Origin of the sequence: Nocardia vermiculata NBRC 100427 (genome assembly GCF_001613265.1) — a bacterium.
GTDB lineage: Bacteria > Actinomycetota > Actinomycetes > Mycobacteriales > Mycobacteriaceae > Nocardia > Nocardia vermiculata.
In genome coordinates this window covers 104,078-119,983 of the sequence record NZ_BDCA01000004.1, presented here as the reverse complement: position 1 = coordinate 119,983, position 15,906 = coordinate 104,078, and the positions used below count along the sequence as shown (strand labels likewise).

General features: G+C 68.8%; 22 protein-coding genes and 1 pseudogene. 5 read left to right on the top strand and 18 right to left on the bottom strand.

Going from position 1 to position 15,906, the window contains the following annotated elements; translation table 11 throughout:
* The first annotated feature begins 151 nt into the window (after positions 1-151).
* Positions 152-2,554, top strand: coding sequence for a DEAD/DEAH box helicase (sftH, locus tag NV2_RS07450; protein WP_067870805.1), 2,403 nt, complete (start codon positions 152-154; stop codon positions 2,552-2,554).
* Between the two features lie 205 nt (positions 2,555-2,759).
* Here sftH and NV2_RS07445 read toward each other — a convergent pair whose 3' ends face one another.
* The 6 genes and pseudogenes from NV2_RS07445 to NV2_RS07420 all read right to left on the bottom strand — a co-directional run.
* Positions 2,760-3,158 carry an Rv3654c family TadE-like protein gene (locus tag NV2_RS07445; protein WP_067870804.1) on the bottom strand — a complete coding sequence of 133 codons (399 nt, stop codon included), beginning with the start codon at positions 3,156-3,158 and terminating at the stop codon, positions 2,760-2,762.
* Positions 3,155-3,487 carry a TadE family type IV pilus minor pilin gene (locus NV2_RS07440; protein ID WP_245662491.1) on the bottom strand — a complete coding sequence of 111 codons (333 nt, stop codon included), beginning with the start codon at positions 3,485-3,487 and terminating at the stop codon, positions 3,155-3,157. The genes NV2_RS07445 and NV2_RS07440 overlap by 4 nt, the downstream gene beginning before the upstream one ends.
* Positions 3,488-3,504: 17 nt before the next feature.
* Positions 3,505-3,705, bottom strand: a complete 201-nt coding sequence (locus NV2_RS07435; RefSeq protein ID WP_067870803.1) for a DUF4244 domain-containing protein — start codon at positions 3,703-3,705, stop codon at positions 3,505-3,507.
* Positions 3,706-3,774: 69 nt separating this feature from the next.
* The gene (locus tag NV2_RS07430) at positions 3,775-4,368 is read right to left on the bottom strand and encodes a type II secretion system F family protein (protein ID WP_067870802.1); all 594 of its coding nucleotides are present in this window, start codon (positions 4,366-4,368) and stop codon (positions 3,775-3,777) included.
* Positions 4,365-5,015, bottom strand: coding sequence for a type II secretion system F family protein (locus NV2_RS07425; RefSeq protein ID WP_307613195.1), 651 nt, complete (start codon positions 5,013-5,015; stop codon positions 4,365-4,367). The genes NV2_RS07430 and NV2_RS07425 overlap by 4 nt, the downstream gene beginning before the upstream one ends.
* A 137-nt stretch (positions 5,016-5,152) precedes the next feature.
* Positions 5,153-5,728 (bottom strand): annotated as a pseudogene (locus NV2_RS07420) (ATPase, T2SS/T4P/T4SS family); the annotation flags it as partial.
* 23 nt (positions 5,729-5,751) lie between these two features.
* Between NV2_RS07420 and NV2_RS07415 the strand changes: the two are divergent.
* Positions 5,752-7,242, top strand: coding sequence for a recombinase family protein (locus tag NV2_RS07415; RefSeq protein WP_067870800.1), 1,491 nt, complete (start codon positions 5,752-5,754; stop codon positions 7,240-7,242).
* A gap of 288 nt (positions 7,243-7,530) precedes the next feature.
* Entirely contained in the window at positions 7,531-8,304 is a 774-nt protein-coding gene (locus NV2_RS07410; protein WP_067870799.1) for a hypothetical protein, read from the top strand.
* Between the two features lie 87 nt (positions 8,305-8,391).
* On the opposite strand, the gene NV2_RS07405 is transcribed toward NV2_RS07410, so the two are convergent.
* The gene (locus tag NV2_RS07405; RefSeq protein ID WP_067870798.1) at positions 8,392-8,646 is read right to left on the bottom strand and encodes a helix-turn-helix domain-containing protein; all 255 of its coding nucleotides are present in this window, start codon (positions 8,644-8,646) and stop codon (positions 8,392-8,394) included.
* A gap of 142 nt (positions 8,647-8,788) precedes the next feature.
* On the opposite strand from NV2_RS07405, the gene NV2_RS07400 reads away from it, so the two are divergent.
* Positions 8,789-9,109, top strand: coding sequence for a hypothetical protein (locus tag NV2_RS07400; RefSeq protein WP_067870797.1), 321 nt, complete (start codon positions 8,789-8,791; stop codon positions 9,107-9,109).
* Entirely contained in the window at positions 9,106-9,288 is a 183-nt protein-coding gene (locus NV2_RS07395; protein WP_067870796.1) for a hypothetical protein, read from the top strand. The genes NV2_RS07400 and NV2_RS07395 overlap by 4 nt, the downstream gene beginning before the upstream one ends.
* A 113-nt stretch (positions 9,289-9,401) precedes the next feature.
* On the opposite strand, the gene NV2_RS07390 is transcribed toward NV2_RS07395, so the two are convergent.
* The 11 genes from NV2_RS07390 to NV2_RS31700 form a co-directional block, all read right to left on the bottom strand.
* Positions 9,402-9,755 (bottom strand): hypothetical protein, encoded by a 354-nt coding sequence (locus NV2_RS07390; RefSeq protein WP_067870795.1) that lies wholly within the window; start codon positions 9,753-9,755, stop codon positions 9,402-9,404.
* The gene (locus tag NV2_RS07385) at positions 9,755-10,324 is read right to left on the bottom strand and encodes a recombinase family protein (protein ID WP_373863537.1); all 570 of its coding nucleotides are present in this window, start codon (positions 10,322-10,324) and stop codon (positions 9,755-9,757) included. The genes NV2_RS07390 and NV2_RS07385 overlap by 1 nt, the downstream gene beginning before the upstream one ends.
* 240 nt (positions 10,325-10,564) lie before the next feature.
* Positions 10,565-11,029 (bottom strand): hypothetical protein, encoded by a 465-nt coding sequence (locus NV2_RS07380; RefSeq protein WP_157102788.1) that lies wholly within the window; start codon positions 11,027-11,029, stop codon positions 10,565-10,567.
* 2 nt (positions 11,030-11,031) lie between these two features.
* Complete coding sequence (locus NV2_RS07375) at positions 11,032-11,211, bottom strand: hypothetical protein (RefSeq protein WP_067870792.1); 180 nt, start codon at positions 11,209-11,211, stop codon at positions 11,032-11,034.
* Complete coding sequence (locus NV2_RS07370; protein ID WP_067870791.1) at positions 11,208-11,714, bottom strand: hypothetical protein; 507 nt, start codon at positions 11,712-11,714, stop codon at positions 11,208-11,210. Before NV2_RS07370 ends, NV2_RS07375 begins: the two co-directional genes overlap by 4 nt.
* 105 nt (positions 11,715-11,819) lie before the next feature.
* Entirely contained in the window at positions 11,820-12,572 is a 753-nt protein-coding gene (locus NV2_RS07365; protein WP_067870790.1) for a hypothetical protein, read from the bottom strand.
* Between the two features lie 71 nt (positions 12,573-12,643).
* On the bottom strand, positions 12,644-12,880 hold the full coding sequence (locus tag NV2_RS07360) for a hypothetical protein (RefSeq protein ID WP_067870789.1): 237 nt from the start codon (positions 12,878-12,880) through the stop codon (positions 12,644-12,646).
* On the bottom strand, positions 12,877-13,050 hold the full coding sequence (locus tag NV2_RS31335; protein ID WP_157102787.1) for a hypothetical protein: 174 nt from the start codon (positions 13,048-13,050) through the stop codon (positions 12,877-12,879). The genes NV2_RS07360 and NV2_RS31335 overlap by 4 nt, the downstream gene beginning before the upstream one ends.
* A gap of 194 nt (positions 13,051-13,244) precedes the next feature.
* On the bottom strand, positions 13,245-14,960 hold the full coding sequence (locus tag NV2_RS07355; protein WP_084474081.1) for an AAA family ATPase: 1,716 nt from the start codon (positions 14,958-14,960) through the stop codon (positions 13,245-13,247).
* Between the two features lie 107 nt (positions 14,961-15,067).
* A complete protein-coding gene (locus NV2_RS07350) occupies positions 15,068-15,325 on the bottom strand; it encodes a hypothetical protein (RefSeq protein WP_067870787.1) in 258 nt (85 codons plus the stop codon).
* Positions 15,322-15,639: a helix-turn-helix domain-containing protein gene (locus NV2_RS31700; RefSeq protein ID WP_067870786.1), complete on the bottom strand. Its 318-nt coding sequence runs from the start codon at positions 15,637-15,639 to the stop codon at positions 15,322-15,324. Before NV2_RS31700 ends, NV2_RS07350 begins: the two co-directional genes overlap by 4 nt.
* Positions 15,640-15,906: the final 267 nt, after the last annotated feature.

The window sequence follows — 15,906 nt, the reverse complement described above, 5'->3', positions numbered from 1 at the left end:
CCAAACTTGAAGTAGGTTTGCTTAGCGATAACCGGTTGAGCGTCAGGCAAACCGGCTGTGACGCAGATCGCTACTCGGTAGTGAATTACCCGACAGGCCACCGCCGACACACACACTTCACACAAACCCGACGCGCTACCGTCTCGGTCCGATGAACCTGCAGAACCAAACGCCCGGCCCGGAATCGGCCGATGCGGTCGGCTACGGTCGATCGTTGCTGAATCGTGTCCTATTCGGAGTACCCGATGGAGCGAGCCGTGTCACGCACGTGACCGAACTCCGCGCACGATCGGCGCAATTCGCCCAGTGGCCCACCTGGGCCTCCCCCGACCTGGTCGAGGCGCTGCGGGAATCGGGTGTACACACGCCGTGGTCGCATCAGGTCGAGACCGCACAGGCAGCCGCGCAGGGCGAGCACGTCGTGGTGTGCACCGGCACGGCATCAGGAAAGTCCCTGGGGTATCAGCTTCCCGTGCTGACCGACCTGCAGCGGGACCCCGGCGCGACCGCTCTGTATCTGGCGCCGACCAAGGCGCTTGGCGCCGATCAGTTCCGCGCCGCCGCGCGGCTGTGCCATACCGGCAGCCTGCGCGATATCCACCCGGCCACCTACGACGGCGACACCGCCCCCGAGGTCAGGCAGTGGGTACGTGGGAATGCCCGATGGATCTTCACCAATCCCGACATGCTGCACACCGGCATGTTGCGTGCGCATCAGCGGTGGGCGCGGTTCTTCCGCCGGCTGCGGTATGTGGTGATCGACGAATGCCACGCGTACCGCGGCGTCTTCGGTTCCCAGGTCGCGATGGTGTTGCGGCGGCTGCGGCGGCTCGCGGCCCATTACGGCGCCGATCCCACCTTCGTGCTGTGCTCGGCGACCAGCGCCGATCCGGCCGCCGCGGCCGAACGTCTGATCGGGGCACCGGTCGTCGCGGTGACCGAAGACGGCTCACCGCAGGGAGCCCGCACGGTCGCGCTCTGGGAACCGCCCCTGATCAGCGAGCTGAGCGGGGAGAACGGCGCCCCGGTGCGGCGTGCGGCCACCACCGAGGCAGCTCGGATCATGACCGATCTGGTGGTGGAGGGCGCCCGCACGCTGACCTTCGTCCGATCCCGCCGGGCCGCCGAGGTCGTGGCGATCGAAGTACGGCGCATGGTGGGCGAAGTCGATCCCGCGCTGACCGACCGGATCGCCGCCTACCGATCCGGATACCTGGCCGAGGACCGCCGCGAACTGGAGCACGGGTTGTCCGATGGTTCGCTGCTCGGCGCGGCGACCACCACCGCACTCGAACTGGGCGTCGACATCGCCGGGCTGGATGCCGTCGTGATCGCCGGTTTCCCGGGAACGGTCGCCTCGTTCTGGCAACAGGCCGGCCGGGCCGGCCGCCGAACTCAGGGTTCGCTGGTCCTCCTGGTAGCGCGCGACGATCCGCTCGACACCTACCTCGTCCATCACCCACATGCGCTCCTGGAGCGCCCGGTGGAGGCCACCATCACCGACCCGCGCAATCCGTATGTCAGCGCGCCGCATCTGCTGTGCGCGGCCTGCGAACACCCCCTGACCGATGCCGAGGTCGATGATCTCGCGGGCCGCGAGGTCGCGGCCGATCTGGCCGCGCAGGGTCTGCTCCGGCGGCGCCGGAACGGCCACCGAGGCGTCGCACGCTGGTATCCGACCTCACACCTGTCTCCGCACGACGACGTCGACGTACGGGGCGGGATCGGGGCCCGGGTCGCGATCGTCGACGACAGCAGCGGCCGGCTGCTCGGGACCGCGGACTCGGGGCGGGCACCGGCGACCTTGCATGCCGGAGCGGTCCATCTGCATCAGGGTGAGACCTATGTGGTCGACGAGTTGGACCTGGACGAAGGAGTCGCCTTCGTCCACGCGGAGCAGCCCGGATGGCACACCAGCGCCCGGATGGTCACCTCCGTGCAGGTCGACGAGCATCTTCGCGAGCACGCCTACGACCAGGTGGGTGTCGCACTGGCCAGGGTCGGCGTGACCCGCCGGGTCACCGGCTATCTGCGCACCCTGCCCAGCGGCGAGGTACTCGACCTCGTCGAGCTCGATATGCCCGAGCACACACTGGCGACCCAGGCCGTGCTCTACACCGTCACGCCGCACCTGCTGGCCGCCGCGGGGATCGATCCGCGACGGGTGCCCGGCGCACTACATGCCGCCGAGCATGCCGCGATCGGGATGTTGCCGCTGGTGGCGTCGTGCGACCGGTGGGATGTCGGCGGGGTGTCCATTGCCGAGCATCCGGATACAGGACTGCCGACGGTCTTCGTCTACGACGGGCACCAGGGCGGCGCCGGCTTCGCCGAGCGTGGTTTCCATCGGCTGCGCACCTGGCTGGCCGCCACGAGGGATGTCATCGTCTCGTGCGCGTGCCCGCAGGGCTGCCCGTCCTGCGTGCAGTCCCCGAAGTGCGGAAACGGCAATGCTCCGCTGGACAAGGACGGCGCGGCGGCGCTGCTCGCGGCGGTCCTGCGCGAGCTACCGGCCGACCGGGAGTCACAGGTGCTGGAAATCGGGGGAAGCTGAACCTGATAACCAGTGCATTGCCCTAGCGAGTAACGGCCATACCAGCATTCACATGTATGCATTCATTGGAATCACCATGCGCATAATGCTCAGTTAATTGCGCTGCGGTAATTCGATGCAATGTTAATGGCAATTCTTTTATTGCGCCCACGGCCCGCTTGTGTCGTCGCTCACTGCCCCTTTCCTCGCACCAACCGTCCGGTATTCATGATCTTTTTCGGGCAGCCACAGGTCCGGCACGAGCGACCGCAACAACTGAACGTTCGACCAATAGCGCGACGGATACCGCCGCGTCCACCGTGACGGTCACATCCCAGCCCTCCACCACACACGACCGCGTGTGCACCCGCATTCTCCGGACCACGAATTCGGCCTGATCGCACGCCGTGGCGGTCCCGGCATTCACCGTGTTCGCCGCCGCCAGCGCCGCCAGATCCGCCGCGCTCTGGGCCCGATGCCGAGCAGCGACAACCGCCGCGACCTGAACGATCATCACGGTGACGAGAAGCAGTGCGGTGAGCGCCAGACAGGCGGTGACAGTCGCGCCGCCCGCACAATCGCGCCACCCCGACCGGCCCGGCGCTCGTCGCTGGGGTTGTCTCATTCCGGCTCACCGACCGCGCCGATTTCCCCGGGCTCGCGTGCGGCAACCGCCTCGGCGCGTAACCGGAGCATCGGCAGCAGCGGCGCCCGGGCCCGCACCGTCGCCACAACCCACTCCCCCTCGCCGTGCACCTCGATCTCGGCATCGGGCGGAGCCACCCGCCGCGCAGCGGGCAGCGCATCCGCGCGAGCACCACGCGCCGCGAGCCGGGCGGCCTCACGAGCGGCGTCGATACAGCGGATCTGCATCGACGCCGCCAGCAGGGCCCCGAGACACAGCACCACGACCACCACGACCGCGGCCAGCGCGATCGCCGCCTCGACCGTCACCGCACCCCGGTCCGAGCTCAGACGCTCGTATTCAACGCCTTGTCGATGATTTCGGTCAGCGCGTTGACAATGGAATCGCCCGTGACCACCGTGTAGAGCACGGCCCCGAAGGCCGCCGCGGCGATCGTGCCGATCGCGTATTCGGCGGTCGACATGCCGTCTTCCGCCGCTGCCGCCCGCACCAGCCGCAACCTCAGCTCCTGCAGCAGCGATGACATAGCCCCCAGCATCGGCCTCTCCCTTCTCTCCGATCGGCACGGAAGGTCCGCACCGAATTCGTCCTGTGCTCACCACAGGCCACCGCCCAGTACCCGGCCGGCCAGCCCGGCCACCACCGGCACGATGCCCAGGCATACGAACGCCGGTAGGAAACACAGCCCCAGCGGACCGCTGATCAGGACACCCGCGCGTTCGGCGCGGGCGGCGGAGGCGTCGGCCACGGTGTCGCGGCACTGCTGCGCCAATTCGGCCACCGCACCCGTCAGTGCGGATCCGGAGCGGGCCGATCGGCGCACCAGCCTTGCGAGGGACTGCATCTCGGCCAGCGGAGCCTCCCGCGCCGCGCGTTCCCAGGCGGTCACCGGATCCGAACCGAGTGCCAGCAGATCCGCGGCGCGGCACAACGCCGAGCGGAACGCTTCGGGCGCAACGGGTGCGACCGCGCGGGCCGCGGTAGCGGTCGGTAGCCCCGCCCGCAGACAGGAGGCGAGCAGATCCAGCGCGGAGGCCACCGCCAGCGGGTCCACCGGCCCATCGCTCGCGCGCTGCGGTGCGAACCGCACTCCGCGCACTGCCTGCAGCCGATGCGCCGGCGGAGTCGGCCCGGGCAGGATCAGCAGCGCCGCAGCCGCCCACCACAGCGCGGGCGCCACCGCGTTCATACCGTCACCCGCCGGGTGATCGCATCGGCCCAGAGCAGCCCGGCACCGGCCAGGCCTGTCCCCAGCGGCAGTACGATCGCGCCGATGCCGGGGCCCACCAGGACCTGCACCGGGTGTGCTCCCATCAACTGCCCCAGGCCGATCCCCAGCAGCGGTAGCCCGGCCAGGACTGCGGCTCCGGCGCGCGCACCCGCCAGCGTCGCCGCGGTGCGATCGCGGAAGCGCAGCCGACCGGCGAGGTCGGCGCGGGCGGCGGTCAGCAGATCGGCAAGGGCCACACCGTGTCGTTCCGCGACAGCCCACACGTCGGCAACCCGGTCCAATTCGGTGCCGATAACGCATATCCGATGGCGTAACCCAGCTGCGGCCGAGCCGCCGAGCCGGGCACGGGCCGCGCTCGCAGCGAATGCGGCACCCGTATCACCCCCGATTTCGGAGGCCGCTACCGCCGCTGCCGCACTGGGATGAGTCCCCGTGCGCAACTCGCCGATCACGACCTCCAGCCCTTCCAGCAGTTTTCGGCATTCGTTCTCGTGCCGACGCTCGCGCCGACGGTGCCGCGCGCGCACCGCGAAGGTCGTGAGGAGCAATGCCGCCGCGCCCGCGACACCGGGACCGAGTACCACCGTGGCCGCGACCGCCGACACAGTTCCGGAACGAATAATCCAGGGGTGCACTACCTTTCGCGCTACGCTGAAATCTCCGGTCAGTGACCGTAGTCGTGCCCGCCCGCTGCGTGTAGGCAGCACGAACAGTGCGACCGCACCGCACAGCAAGGCGGCGATCACCGGCGGAGCCGTTCGTCCAGCAGCCGCCGCAGCGCGCTGCTCGCCGGGGCCGGGCCGGATTCCGCGGACCAGGCCGTCTCGATCCGGACGCCCGCCTCCAGGTCCCGGGTGACCAGGCCGATCTCCTGCAGCACGCGCACCCCGTCGGCCCGGCGGCGTACCGCGAGCACGACCTGGACCGCCGCGGCCAGCTGACTGTGCAGCCCGGCCCGGCTCATACCACCCAGCGCCGCAAGGGCTTCCAGCCGAGCGGGTACTTCGCGAGGAGAGTTCGCGTGCACCGTCCCCGCCCCGCCGTCATGCCCGGTATTGAGCGCGGTGAGCAGATCGACTACTTCGCCCCCACGCACCTCTCCGATCACGATCCGGTCCGGGCGCATCCGCAGCGACTGCCGGACCAGGTCTCGCACGGTGACCGCCCCGGCTCCCTCCACATTCGTTGTGCGGGCGACAAGGCGGACGATATGGGGATGAGGCGGCGCCAACTCGGCCGCGTCCTCCACACAGATGATGCGTTCGGAGGGGTCGACCTGTGCCAACAGCGCGGACAGTAGTGTCGTCTTACCCGCACCTTGAATAAGGCACACTTACTGCCATGACCACCACGAAGGCCACCACGGGCAAGCTCACCATCCTCCGCATAGCGGTCTACCTGCGCTTCTCTCAGGACCGGACCGGGCAGGAACTCGGTTTTGCACGCCACGAACCCGCGTGCCTCGCCCTCGCCGAGCGCATCGGAGTCCAGCGCGGCCGGGCGACCATGGTCACCATTTACAAGGAGACCGTCTCGGCCTCCGCCTACGGCCGCAAGGCTCGGGCCGAGTACCGGCGCATGATCACCGATATCGAAGCCGGGCAGCTGGACATGGTGATCGCCTACCACAACGACCGGCTCATCCGGGACATGGGTAAAGACCTCCAGCCCCTCATCGACCTGGTGGAGGCGACCGGTGTGGAGGTGGAGTTCTGCTCGGCCGGGCGATGGGAGCTGGCGACGGCATCCGGCAAGGCCAACGCGCGGCTGATGGCAACCATGGCCGCCTACGAATCCGACATCAAGTCCGAGCGCATCAAGTTGCAGCGCGTGCAGCAGGCCCAAGCCGGGAAGTTCCACGGAGGGATCAGGCCGTACGGCTTCGAGCCGGATGGTGTCACCGTGCGCCAGACCGAGGCCCGGGAGATCGCCCGGATGTACGAGCAGGTAGTGGCCGGGGTGTCCCTGCGGCAGATCGTGATGGACCTCAACCGGCGCGAAGTACCCACGGCCACCGCGCGCGGCCCGTGGACCTCCCAAACCGTGCGCGACATCATCCTCCGGCACCGCAATGCCGGGTGGTCGGTACACAAGGGCGCGGTTGTCGGTAAGGCGGTGTGGCCTGCCCTGGTGAGCGAGGAGACCTGGCACGCGGCGGTGGCCGTGGTGACCGACCCCGCGCGGCGCACCACGCCGGGCGCGACACCCAAGTGGTTGGGCTCGGGGCTGTACCTGTGCGGCGTCTGCGGGAAGCCTGGGCTGCGGGCGGGAGTGTCCGGCAGCGGGCGGCGGCCCTCGTACCGGTGCAAGCTGCGCGACTTGACCGGCCAGGGCCACGTGAGCCGGGACGCCGGGCAAGTGGATGCCCTGGTGGAGGAGACCGTCGTGACCAGGCTCGCGCAACCCGATGCCATCGCGCAGCTCACCGCCGGGCAGGGCAGCGCCAACAGCGACGCCGCCGCCTTGCGGCTGGAGCAGGCTGCGCTACGGCAGCGGCTCGACTCCCTGGCGGGTATGTTCGCCGCCGGGGACATCGACGAGCGCCAGCTGACCACGGGCAGCAGCACCCTGAAAGCCAAGATCACCGAGATCGACTCCTCCCTCGCCTCGCTGGGGATGCGCTCCCCCCTCGACGAACTGAAGGGCCGGGGCGACATCCGCACCGCCTGGTTCGGCACACAGCCCGACCGGAGCGACGGCCTCGCCCTGGGCTCGCGCCGGGCCATTGTGGACATGCTGTTGGCCGTGACGGTCCTGCCTGCGCCGCGGGGGCGGCGAGCGTCGGGCAAGTACTTCGACCCGGAGTTCATCCGGCTGGAGTGGAAGCAGTAGCCCCGCAGCCCCGCCGCCTAGTATCGGTGGCGTCGATACGAGCTCCTATCAACTCGGCACCCGGACGGCCCAGCCCGTAGCACGGCCATCCACACACGGCCCCTGCCCACAGCGGGGGCCGTTGTTGTGTGCGGAGCCGTTGCACAGCCTGCGCCTACCGTCAGTCGTGGGGGCGCGCTGTTCCTACTGCGGTAGTCGGTCATGGCGCGCCCCTTCCGCATGTGCGAGGCGGGGGCCGCTGCCGGGTCAATCCGTAGCGTGAGCAGCGGAAACAGAAGGAGACCCACCATGACGAACCCACTGCCACCGGTCGTTTTCGAGGCCCCGCCGGTGACCCCCGCCGGGTATGGCCTGCTGGCCGCCGCCACTGTCACCGAGATGTCCGGCCCTGCTCGGCAATTGGGCGGTGTGGAGGTGTACCCGTACAACTGCGACGACGGGTACGGCACCTACAGCACCGAGCTGTGCGACGACGACCCGGCCGTGAAGGCTGCGGGCGAGCGCGGCGCCCCGCTGACCTTCGACCCGGTGGTCGTGTACGCGGCCAGCGAATGCCGCACCGACCAGACCGAAGCCGAGGTGCTGGCCCGCGCAGCCCACACCCGCAGCCTCCACGAACCGCTACTGGTCGAGTCGGCTTTCGCCGCGCGCCTGCTGGCCGACGCCGGGACGCCCACCACGGTTCCCGATTTGGCGTCCGCCATCGGAACGCTGGAGGAGTTTCTGGGCGAGCAGGGGTACAACGGCTACATCCACGCTGCGCGACGCTGGGCAGCCCGCGCAGCCGACTTGAAGGCCACCAACGGCACCGGGGCCGTGCCCCGCACCAACATCGGCAATGGGTGGGTGTTCGGCGGTGGGTACGCCAGCGCGCTGGGCAACACGCTGGTTGCCACGGGGCCGCTGTTCGTTTGGCGCTATCCGGCTTTCGAGCAAGTGGTGACCACGGGCAGCCATCCGCAGGCCGCGCTGAACAACACCGTCTACGGCCTGAGCGAGCGCATCGTCACCGTGGCGTACGAATGCGACCTGATGGCCGTGACCATCGACGCCACCCCTTAGACGTGCTGCCTGCCTCCGGGCAGCACAACGGCCCCCGGCGTCCTCTTGGTGGAGTCTCTGCCGGGGGCCGTTCAGCTCGTGGTCGAGCTACCGCCCTGGGTCGGTCACGGTGACCGAGACGGTCATGGTCTCGCTCAGCAAGGTGCGCGGGTCGTCTATGCCCAAGAGGCCGGCCAGCCGTTCCACGGCGCGCAGGCTCATATTGCGCTGCCCGCGTTCCAGCGTCCCCATGTAGGTCCGGTGGACACCGAGGGCATCGGCGAATGCCTCCTGGCTGAGGCCGCGCGCCTGCCTGATTCGGCGCACGTTCTCGCCCAATGTCCGCTGTAGGTGGCCTTCCATAGTGCTTCTCAGGGTGCACGCGTGCACCCTTTCCGGTCGACAGACCAATACGTCTCCATACAGATATGGAACGTAAACCGTGCGAATCTGTGACCTCTGACGCACACTTATCAGTGTTCAATCACCGACACTGGAGGACACCATGTGCCACGACACGACGGCCCAGCCCAGAGCGCTGGGCTGGGTAGATGCGGACCGATCGCCCGACATCGAGCAGGACCGGGCGGCCGTCGCCCGGCTGGCGCGGAGGCTGGGCTACGGGCTGGTCTGGCCCGACGAGATATCAGCGCTGCCGGTCTCGGCGCAGCTCCCGAGCATCGGAGCCGACACCGTGCTCATGCCCTCGCTGGATCACCTGGACGTGGCTGAGCTGCGCAGAGTCCTGGAGATCGCGGACGTGGAGACCGCGAGCCCCCGGCGCAGCCTCCCCCGGCGGTCGACAGTGGCCGGAGTCGTTCGATGATCGCGCTCGGGTGGGTCACCGTGATCGCGCTGCCCCTGGCAGTACTGACCTGGGCGATGTTCTGGCCGCAGCCCATACCGCCGGAGCGCAGCGTGGAAGGCATCAGGCGGCGGATCGAGGCTGAGGACGCGATGCAGCCGGTACGCAACCCGCAGCGGCGGACAGGCCGAATACCGTAGACCGCACCCACCTCACATACAGAGCAAGGCCCCGGGACATAGCTGGTGTCCCGGGGCCTTGCGCATGACAGCCTAGGTGATCCCCGCCCTGGGATCTCGCGAGCGGTTGGCCGTTACTGCGGGGCCTTCACCACCAGGCGACGCGACTGCACGGCGCTCCGTGATCGCTTGAGGCGGGCAGCGACCTCCCGCACGGTGCCGTCCCAGACCTGAGCATCCTCCTCGGCGGTCCACAGCTGCCCCCGGCGGGTGGCAGGCTCGGGGGCTGGCCACTTCTCGCAGCCGGACGTCAGATGCGAGCCCTGCCGCTGCATGAACCACTCGTCGCCGGGCTCGCGTTCGGCGGTATAACCGCATACGCAGCTCACGACGAACCGGCCGCTGCTCGGCTTCCCGGGCCGGGGGTGCTCATAGGTGATCGACAGGGGGCCGGAGCAGTACTCCGGTGGCGGAGCGCAGAACACCATCAGTTCGCCGCCTGCTGCTGGTTGCGCACGTTGTAGATGGTCTTCCGCGATACCTCGAACTCGCGGGCCAGCGCCGAGGGCGACTCCCCGGCGTCCATGCGGGCCACCACGGCGGCGGCCTGCTCGGGGCTGAGCGCGGGTTTGCGGCCCTTGTACTTGCCTGCCCGCTTGGCCACGGCGATGCCTTCCCGCTGCCGCTCCAGGATGATCGCCCGCTCGAACTCGGCCACGGCCCCCATCACCGACAGCATCAGCATCGCGCACGGGTCGGACTCGTCGCTGGTGAAGGTCAGGTTCTCCCTGATGAACCGCACGGTGACGCCTCGGCCGGTCAGCTCGTCGACGGTGCGGCGCAGGTCCACCAGGGATCGGGCCAGCCGATCCATCGAATACACCACCAGGTCGTCGCCTTCGCGCAGGTAGTCCAGGCAGGCCCGCAGCTCGGGCCGGTTGGTGTCCTTGCCGGAGGCGTGATCGGTGAACACCTTGTCCAACCCGAGGCCGTCCAACTCCTTGTCCAGGCCGTCGAACTGCCGGGCGGTGTTCTGATCCTCCGTGCTCACACGCACGTACCCCACGCTGTGCCCCTTGCGCACGATGACCTCCTGATTGTGTAAGTAGGTTCTTAGGTCAAGCTACACAAGTGTGTAAAAACTCGCAAACGCAACCTATTTACACGCAGAACAGGCGTGGACCAGGTGTTTCGTACGCATGTACCCCAGATGCACACCGCGTTCCCGAGCACAACCGCACACCGCACCGGCGGCAGGGTGCCGGGCAGGCGCGGTGCCCGGCAGCCCCGGCCGGGGTCAGGTGTTGGCCCAGGTGCCGTCGTCTGCTGCCAGGGGCGTGTCCATGCCCGGGTCGATGCCCAGCGCGCGGATGTCCTCCTGCACGGTGGTGAGGAATTCCTCGCGACCGAGCCCCACGTTCTGCACCATCACCTTGGCCGGGGCTGCCAGGCCGTGCAGTTTCGACCGGCGGTCGTGGACTTTCAGCATCGTCTCGATTGCCTTGAGGTCCCCGGTCATCACGCCGGGCCACACCTTGCGCAGGGCAACGTCCAGCCGCATGTCCTCCATCTGGCGATACGTCTCCGCGGCTTCGGATTCCTGCCGGTTGAGCAGCGACTCGACCGCCCGGAACGGCCCGCTGGGGTCGGCGTAGCCCAACTCCTCAGCGATGGCTGCCCAGGGCGCGCCTGCCATGCGCAGCCGCAAGGCGCGCATCTGACGGTCCCGCTCGCCGGGCTGCGCGGTATCCGGTCCTGCCACGGTCACACTCCCTTCAACCTGCGCATATGTTGCGCTGCCTGTCGAATGATGGTGGCGGCCTCCGGATCTCCGGCGAGCGCCCTGGACGCGAACACCCGGCCGATGTCCCGGCAGGTCAGCATGTGGTCCAGAGCAACGGCCCCGCGTGCGGCCTCGGCACTGACCCGCTCCGCCGCGCTCATGCCGCAGCCCCCGCCGGGCGAATAGCGAACGGGTCGATGCGCTGCTTGTGTGCCCAGCGCACGGTGTCGATATCGACGCCGGGCCGCACACCGAGCGCCAGGTGAATGTCCGGGCTACGGACCGTGCCCGTGCGGTGCAGCTTCACGGCCAGGCGGCGAATCGCAGGCATGGCGAACCGCACATCGGCCTCCACGTGCCGGGCCGCCCGGCGGCCCATCAGGTCGCGGTCCTCGTCGCTGGCCGCCGCGAATGCCTCCCGCACCGCTGCCTCGCTGGGCTGGCCCCGGTGCAGGAACAGCAATTCCGCATACGGCCCCGCCCAGCCGATACCCGCAGCACGTTCGGGGTCGTGCCCGTGGAACTCCACGCGGCCGTCGGCGCCGGACGCCACGCAGGAGAGCACATCGGCACCGGCCAGCACGGCCATCACCGCGTGCGCAGCCTCATGGACGGCGTTCGCCGCGTGGTCGAGCTCGGCGGCGGTCAGATCGGACAGCTTCATCGGTTTTCCTCCGGTGAGGTGGTGATATCGAGAATCGCCGGACCGGGTGCAGCGTCCCGGTCCGGGCATTCGGCCGGCCAGAGCACCCGGCCGTCGTTTTCCCTGCTAGGCACGGGTTCCCGCCTTGTTGGCCGCGCCGAAGGCATCCCATTCGGCGCGGTGGCGGTCGCGGAGTTCCCGCAGCTCGCGGAAGTGCCGTGCCCGCAGCTCCCCCACGGCCAGGGCGTACGGGCTGGGCGATGCGGGGGCGTCGGGGGTCTCGGCGGTGTGCACGCGGTGCACGTACCTGCCCAGAGTGACCGCTGCCCGGTCCAGGTCGCGCAGGGGTTCGGCCAGCCACTCGCCCAGGGGCTCACCCCCCACCACACGCCCCGGCCGGGCCAGAGCAGCCCGCAGCGGACCGTCCAGGGCATCGGCAGCCGATACCAGCACCGACACCCAGGTGCCGTCTGCCACGGCCTCGGCGGGCAGTACGTCCGGCCATGCCGGGCGCGGCGCACCAACCGCCTTCGCAATCTTGGTGAGAGCCTGCGCCATCGACGCGAACGCAGCCCCCACGGCCACGGTCCACCGGGCCGGGCGCGGGTCGGTGTCGATCCGGTCGGGGATGTCGCCCAGCACCGCCGCCACTTCATCCGGAAGGCTGAACGACTCCGTGTAGACCACCGCCAGGTGCTGGCGGCGGCGGTCCCGCGCGGTGGACTGATCGTAGGTGTGGTCGAGCAGGGGCTGGTCGTAGGTGCGCGGCGTCAAGTAGCCGCGTGGCGTCTCGACAGGGCCGGACGGCCGGGCCGCAGCCTTGTCGGCCATCGCTTCGATGACGGCCTCCGGCCGGACGTTGCGGTGTCCTCGGAACATGCTGGTCTCCTTGGGTTTCGTTGGGGAGTAACGGATTACGTGCGATAGGAGGTTGACGGGGGAGAGCAAGGTCACTGGGGAATTTCGGCGCCGAAGAAACCCCAGGTAGGCCAGGTGTCGGTCCAGGTGCAGCCGCACACGCGGCACTCGTATTCACAGGTGACGTGCTTGGCACCCCGCCGCCAGGTGATGGCCTGCGGGTCTTCGGTGTGGTCGTGCTGCGGGCCGCAGCCCGACGCCGGGCACTGGCGGCATGTGCTGGGCAGGAAGAACGCCAGGTCGATATCGGGCGGCGGAGGCGCGGTCATGCCGCAGCCCCCAACACGCTGCCCCCGGCGGTCGGCTGGCGCAGCCGGGCAGCCAGCGCGGCCAGGCGAGCGCACAGGTCGATATCGGGCGGCGGGTAAGGGCTGGTCAGCAAGGTCTCGATTTCGGCCGCCAGGCGAGCACGCAGGGCACGGCATTCGGGAGTGGGCATTACGCAGCTCCAATCGGTAGGGGTGGTTGAGAGGTCTGTTTGAGTGCGTTGGATTGAGCGCGTTGGCCCCTGTTTTCACCGCGTCCTGTGCGGCCTCTGTGTGCAGTGCGTCTATAGAACGCACTGACGCACACATCGTGAGCAGTGCGTTAGTTTGTTTTGACGCACTCCGACGCACTAACGCACACGGGGGTTCAGGCGGCGGTTTCATGGAGGGGATCGCCTTCTGCTGGGTAGTGCAGCAGGGCATTCTTGGGGCCGGGTTCGACCCGAACCAGTCCGTCATTGCGTGCCGTCTTGAGAGCGGCGCGGATATCCTTTTGAGCCGCGCCCTGATTCATGAGTTCGGTTTCGATTGACCGCCCGCTCAGGCCCGGCTGTTTGCGCAGCAGCGACAGCAGATCGGGCATCAGCGCCTTGCCGGACACATCCCTACGGCTACCGCCCTCGTACGTGAGATGCCTGGTGCTCGGGTCGAAGCTCAGCGCGCCTTCCGGCACGTCGACATCCCGGCCGAACGCCGAGAAATACGCGGTGCCGTTGTCATCGCGGACGATCTTCCAGGGGGCCTCCGGCCAGTCCAGTAGCCGGGAATCGCCACGGGCGCGCTCGTTCTGGTGGCCCATATGCGTAACCACCAGTGCCTCACCTACCCCGGCTTCGGCCAGCATGTCGTCGAAGGCAACGAGAAACTTGCCTGCGTCCTTGTCTTCGGACAGCCCGAGCGAATCCAGCACGGGGCGCAGGCAATCGAGAATCACCACATTCGCCCCGGCCAAGCGCGTTACCCACTCGGAACGCACAGCCCTGTCGAGAATGTCGAACGCCGACACCCGGCCGCGCAGCGGCAGTACCGATACCGCCGCCGCCTTCCGGATGCCCTGTTCCCGCAGCCACCGGCGCAGGGTGCGCGGGTCCAACTCGGTGTCGATCAGCACCACCTTGCCCACCGGCTCGGTGTCGAACCGATCGAGAAACGGATCGCCATCCACCAGGGAACGCATCGCGTTGCCGACCGTGGTGGACTTACCGCTCTTGTACTGGGCTGCCAGCAGCACCCGGCCCCCGACAGGCCACAGGTCCTTGATCCGGTAGGTGAGGTCTTCGTCCGGCACGGCCAGCATTTCCGCCAGGCCGCACAGTTCCGGGGGGTCGATCGTGGTGCCCTCGCGTTCTGCGGTGATCCGCCGGGCCAGCGTGCGGGCAGCGTCGCCGTCTGCCATCCGCTCGGCATCCAGGCGGCGGGCAGCCTCGGCCTTGGCTTTGGTGTCGGCCGGGCGCATCTGGGCCAGGTCGACCGGCGTGGCCCCGGCTGCGATGAGCTGCGCGGCCGTCAGGGCTAGCAGGGCCTCGGACCGGAGGCCCTGCGCCCGCTGGGCAGTGTTGTGGTCCCGCCAGAGCCGAATAGCGTGCTGCGCCCATTCCGTGCGCCCGTGCACGCGCTCGACCTCGCCGGGGGTGTACTCCACCATGGGGTCCAGCCCTTCTGCCCGCAGGGCGTCCGTCGTCGCCTTGGTTGCGCGGGTCTGCTGGCGCTGCCTGTCCAGTCGAGCAGCGCGTTCGCGCTTCCACCGCGCCGTCAGCTCGGCAGGGTCGTCGTATCCGTGTTCGTCCGCGTGGTCGCGCTGCTCCTGCTGGGTGGGCCGCGCCTCGGGCAGCAGACCGCCAGTCAGCCAGTGCCGCCGGATAACCGGCGCGTCGAAGGGCGTGCCCGGCACGTCCTGACGATGCCTGTCGTAGAACTGGGCCATCAGGTCCAGGCCGGTCTTGCTCAGGTACTTCTCCAGCGGCGCGTCCTCGTCCATGCGCCCCAGCAGGGCAGCAAGTCGGCCACTGAAGACCTCGGCGGCGGCGTCGGTATACACACGCTCGTCGTGGCCGCCTGCGGTAGAATCAGGCTCGGAATTCATGGGGACTGCACTCCCTCCGCCCGACCCGGCTAGGCACCGGGTCGGGCATTTTCGTATGTGGGTGAATTACGTTGTGCCAGCACGGATTACGTGCGTTGTGGCGAAGGTCAGGCGGTAGCGGAATTGAGAAGGTCGGCACAGGCCAGCAGTTCACCCGCGAGCTTTCGTGCCAGTTCCGGCGTGAGCCACGAGACTCGCGCCATCGGGTGAACGCCCATCTCGGGGCGGTCCGGAGCGTGAATGCCGAGCATCACGCGTTCGCCGTCGTCACCGAGCCCTACCCCAACGCCGATTCCATCCCCGGCAAGAGTCGTGAACTCGGCAGGCTCGGCATACATCGAAAATCCGGTGTCGATCATGATCACGCCACCGCCTTGCTGCCCAGCAGCGTGCTGATCTTGGCGACCTGATCGCTGGTGAGCGGCGGTGCCTCCGCGACGACCTTGGCGATGTAGTCCGCGAAGGCCTCTCGGCCCACCGGGGCGGCCACGGGTTCGGGCATGGCCGCCGCCCCGCCGGGGCGCAGCCTTTCCAGGTCGTCGGGGTGGACGTAGTAGCTCTTGCCGATACGCACGCACGGCAGATCGCCGTTGGCGGCCCAGCGGCGCGCGGTATTGATGTGCACGCCGTACTCGGCGGCAACGTCGTGCAGGGTGAGGTAAGTAGACCGGTTGGCCATGCGAATCGCTCCGTGGTGTCGAGACCAGTCCCCATGCGCGCCGGATGGCGCGAGACAAGTGGCGGAGCGGCGGTGCGCTGGGTAGCGCGTTATGCCAGGGGGCAGGACCGGAGCCCGGTGAACCGGGGGAACTGCGGTGCGGAGCGTTGCGTGTCGGCCGGGGATCTTTGGGAGCCGATGCACACACATTAGCACCGGCGAAACCCATTGCAAAACAATGCAATTGGGTTACCACGCATCCACGCAGCACAGTCCAGTTACCACCGA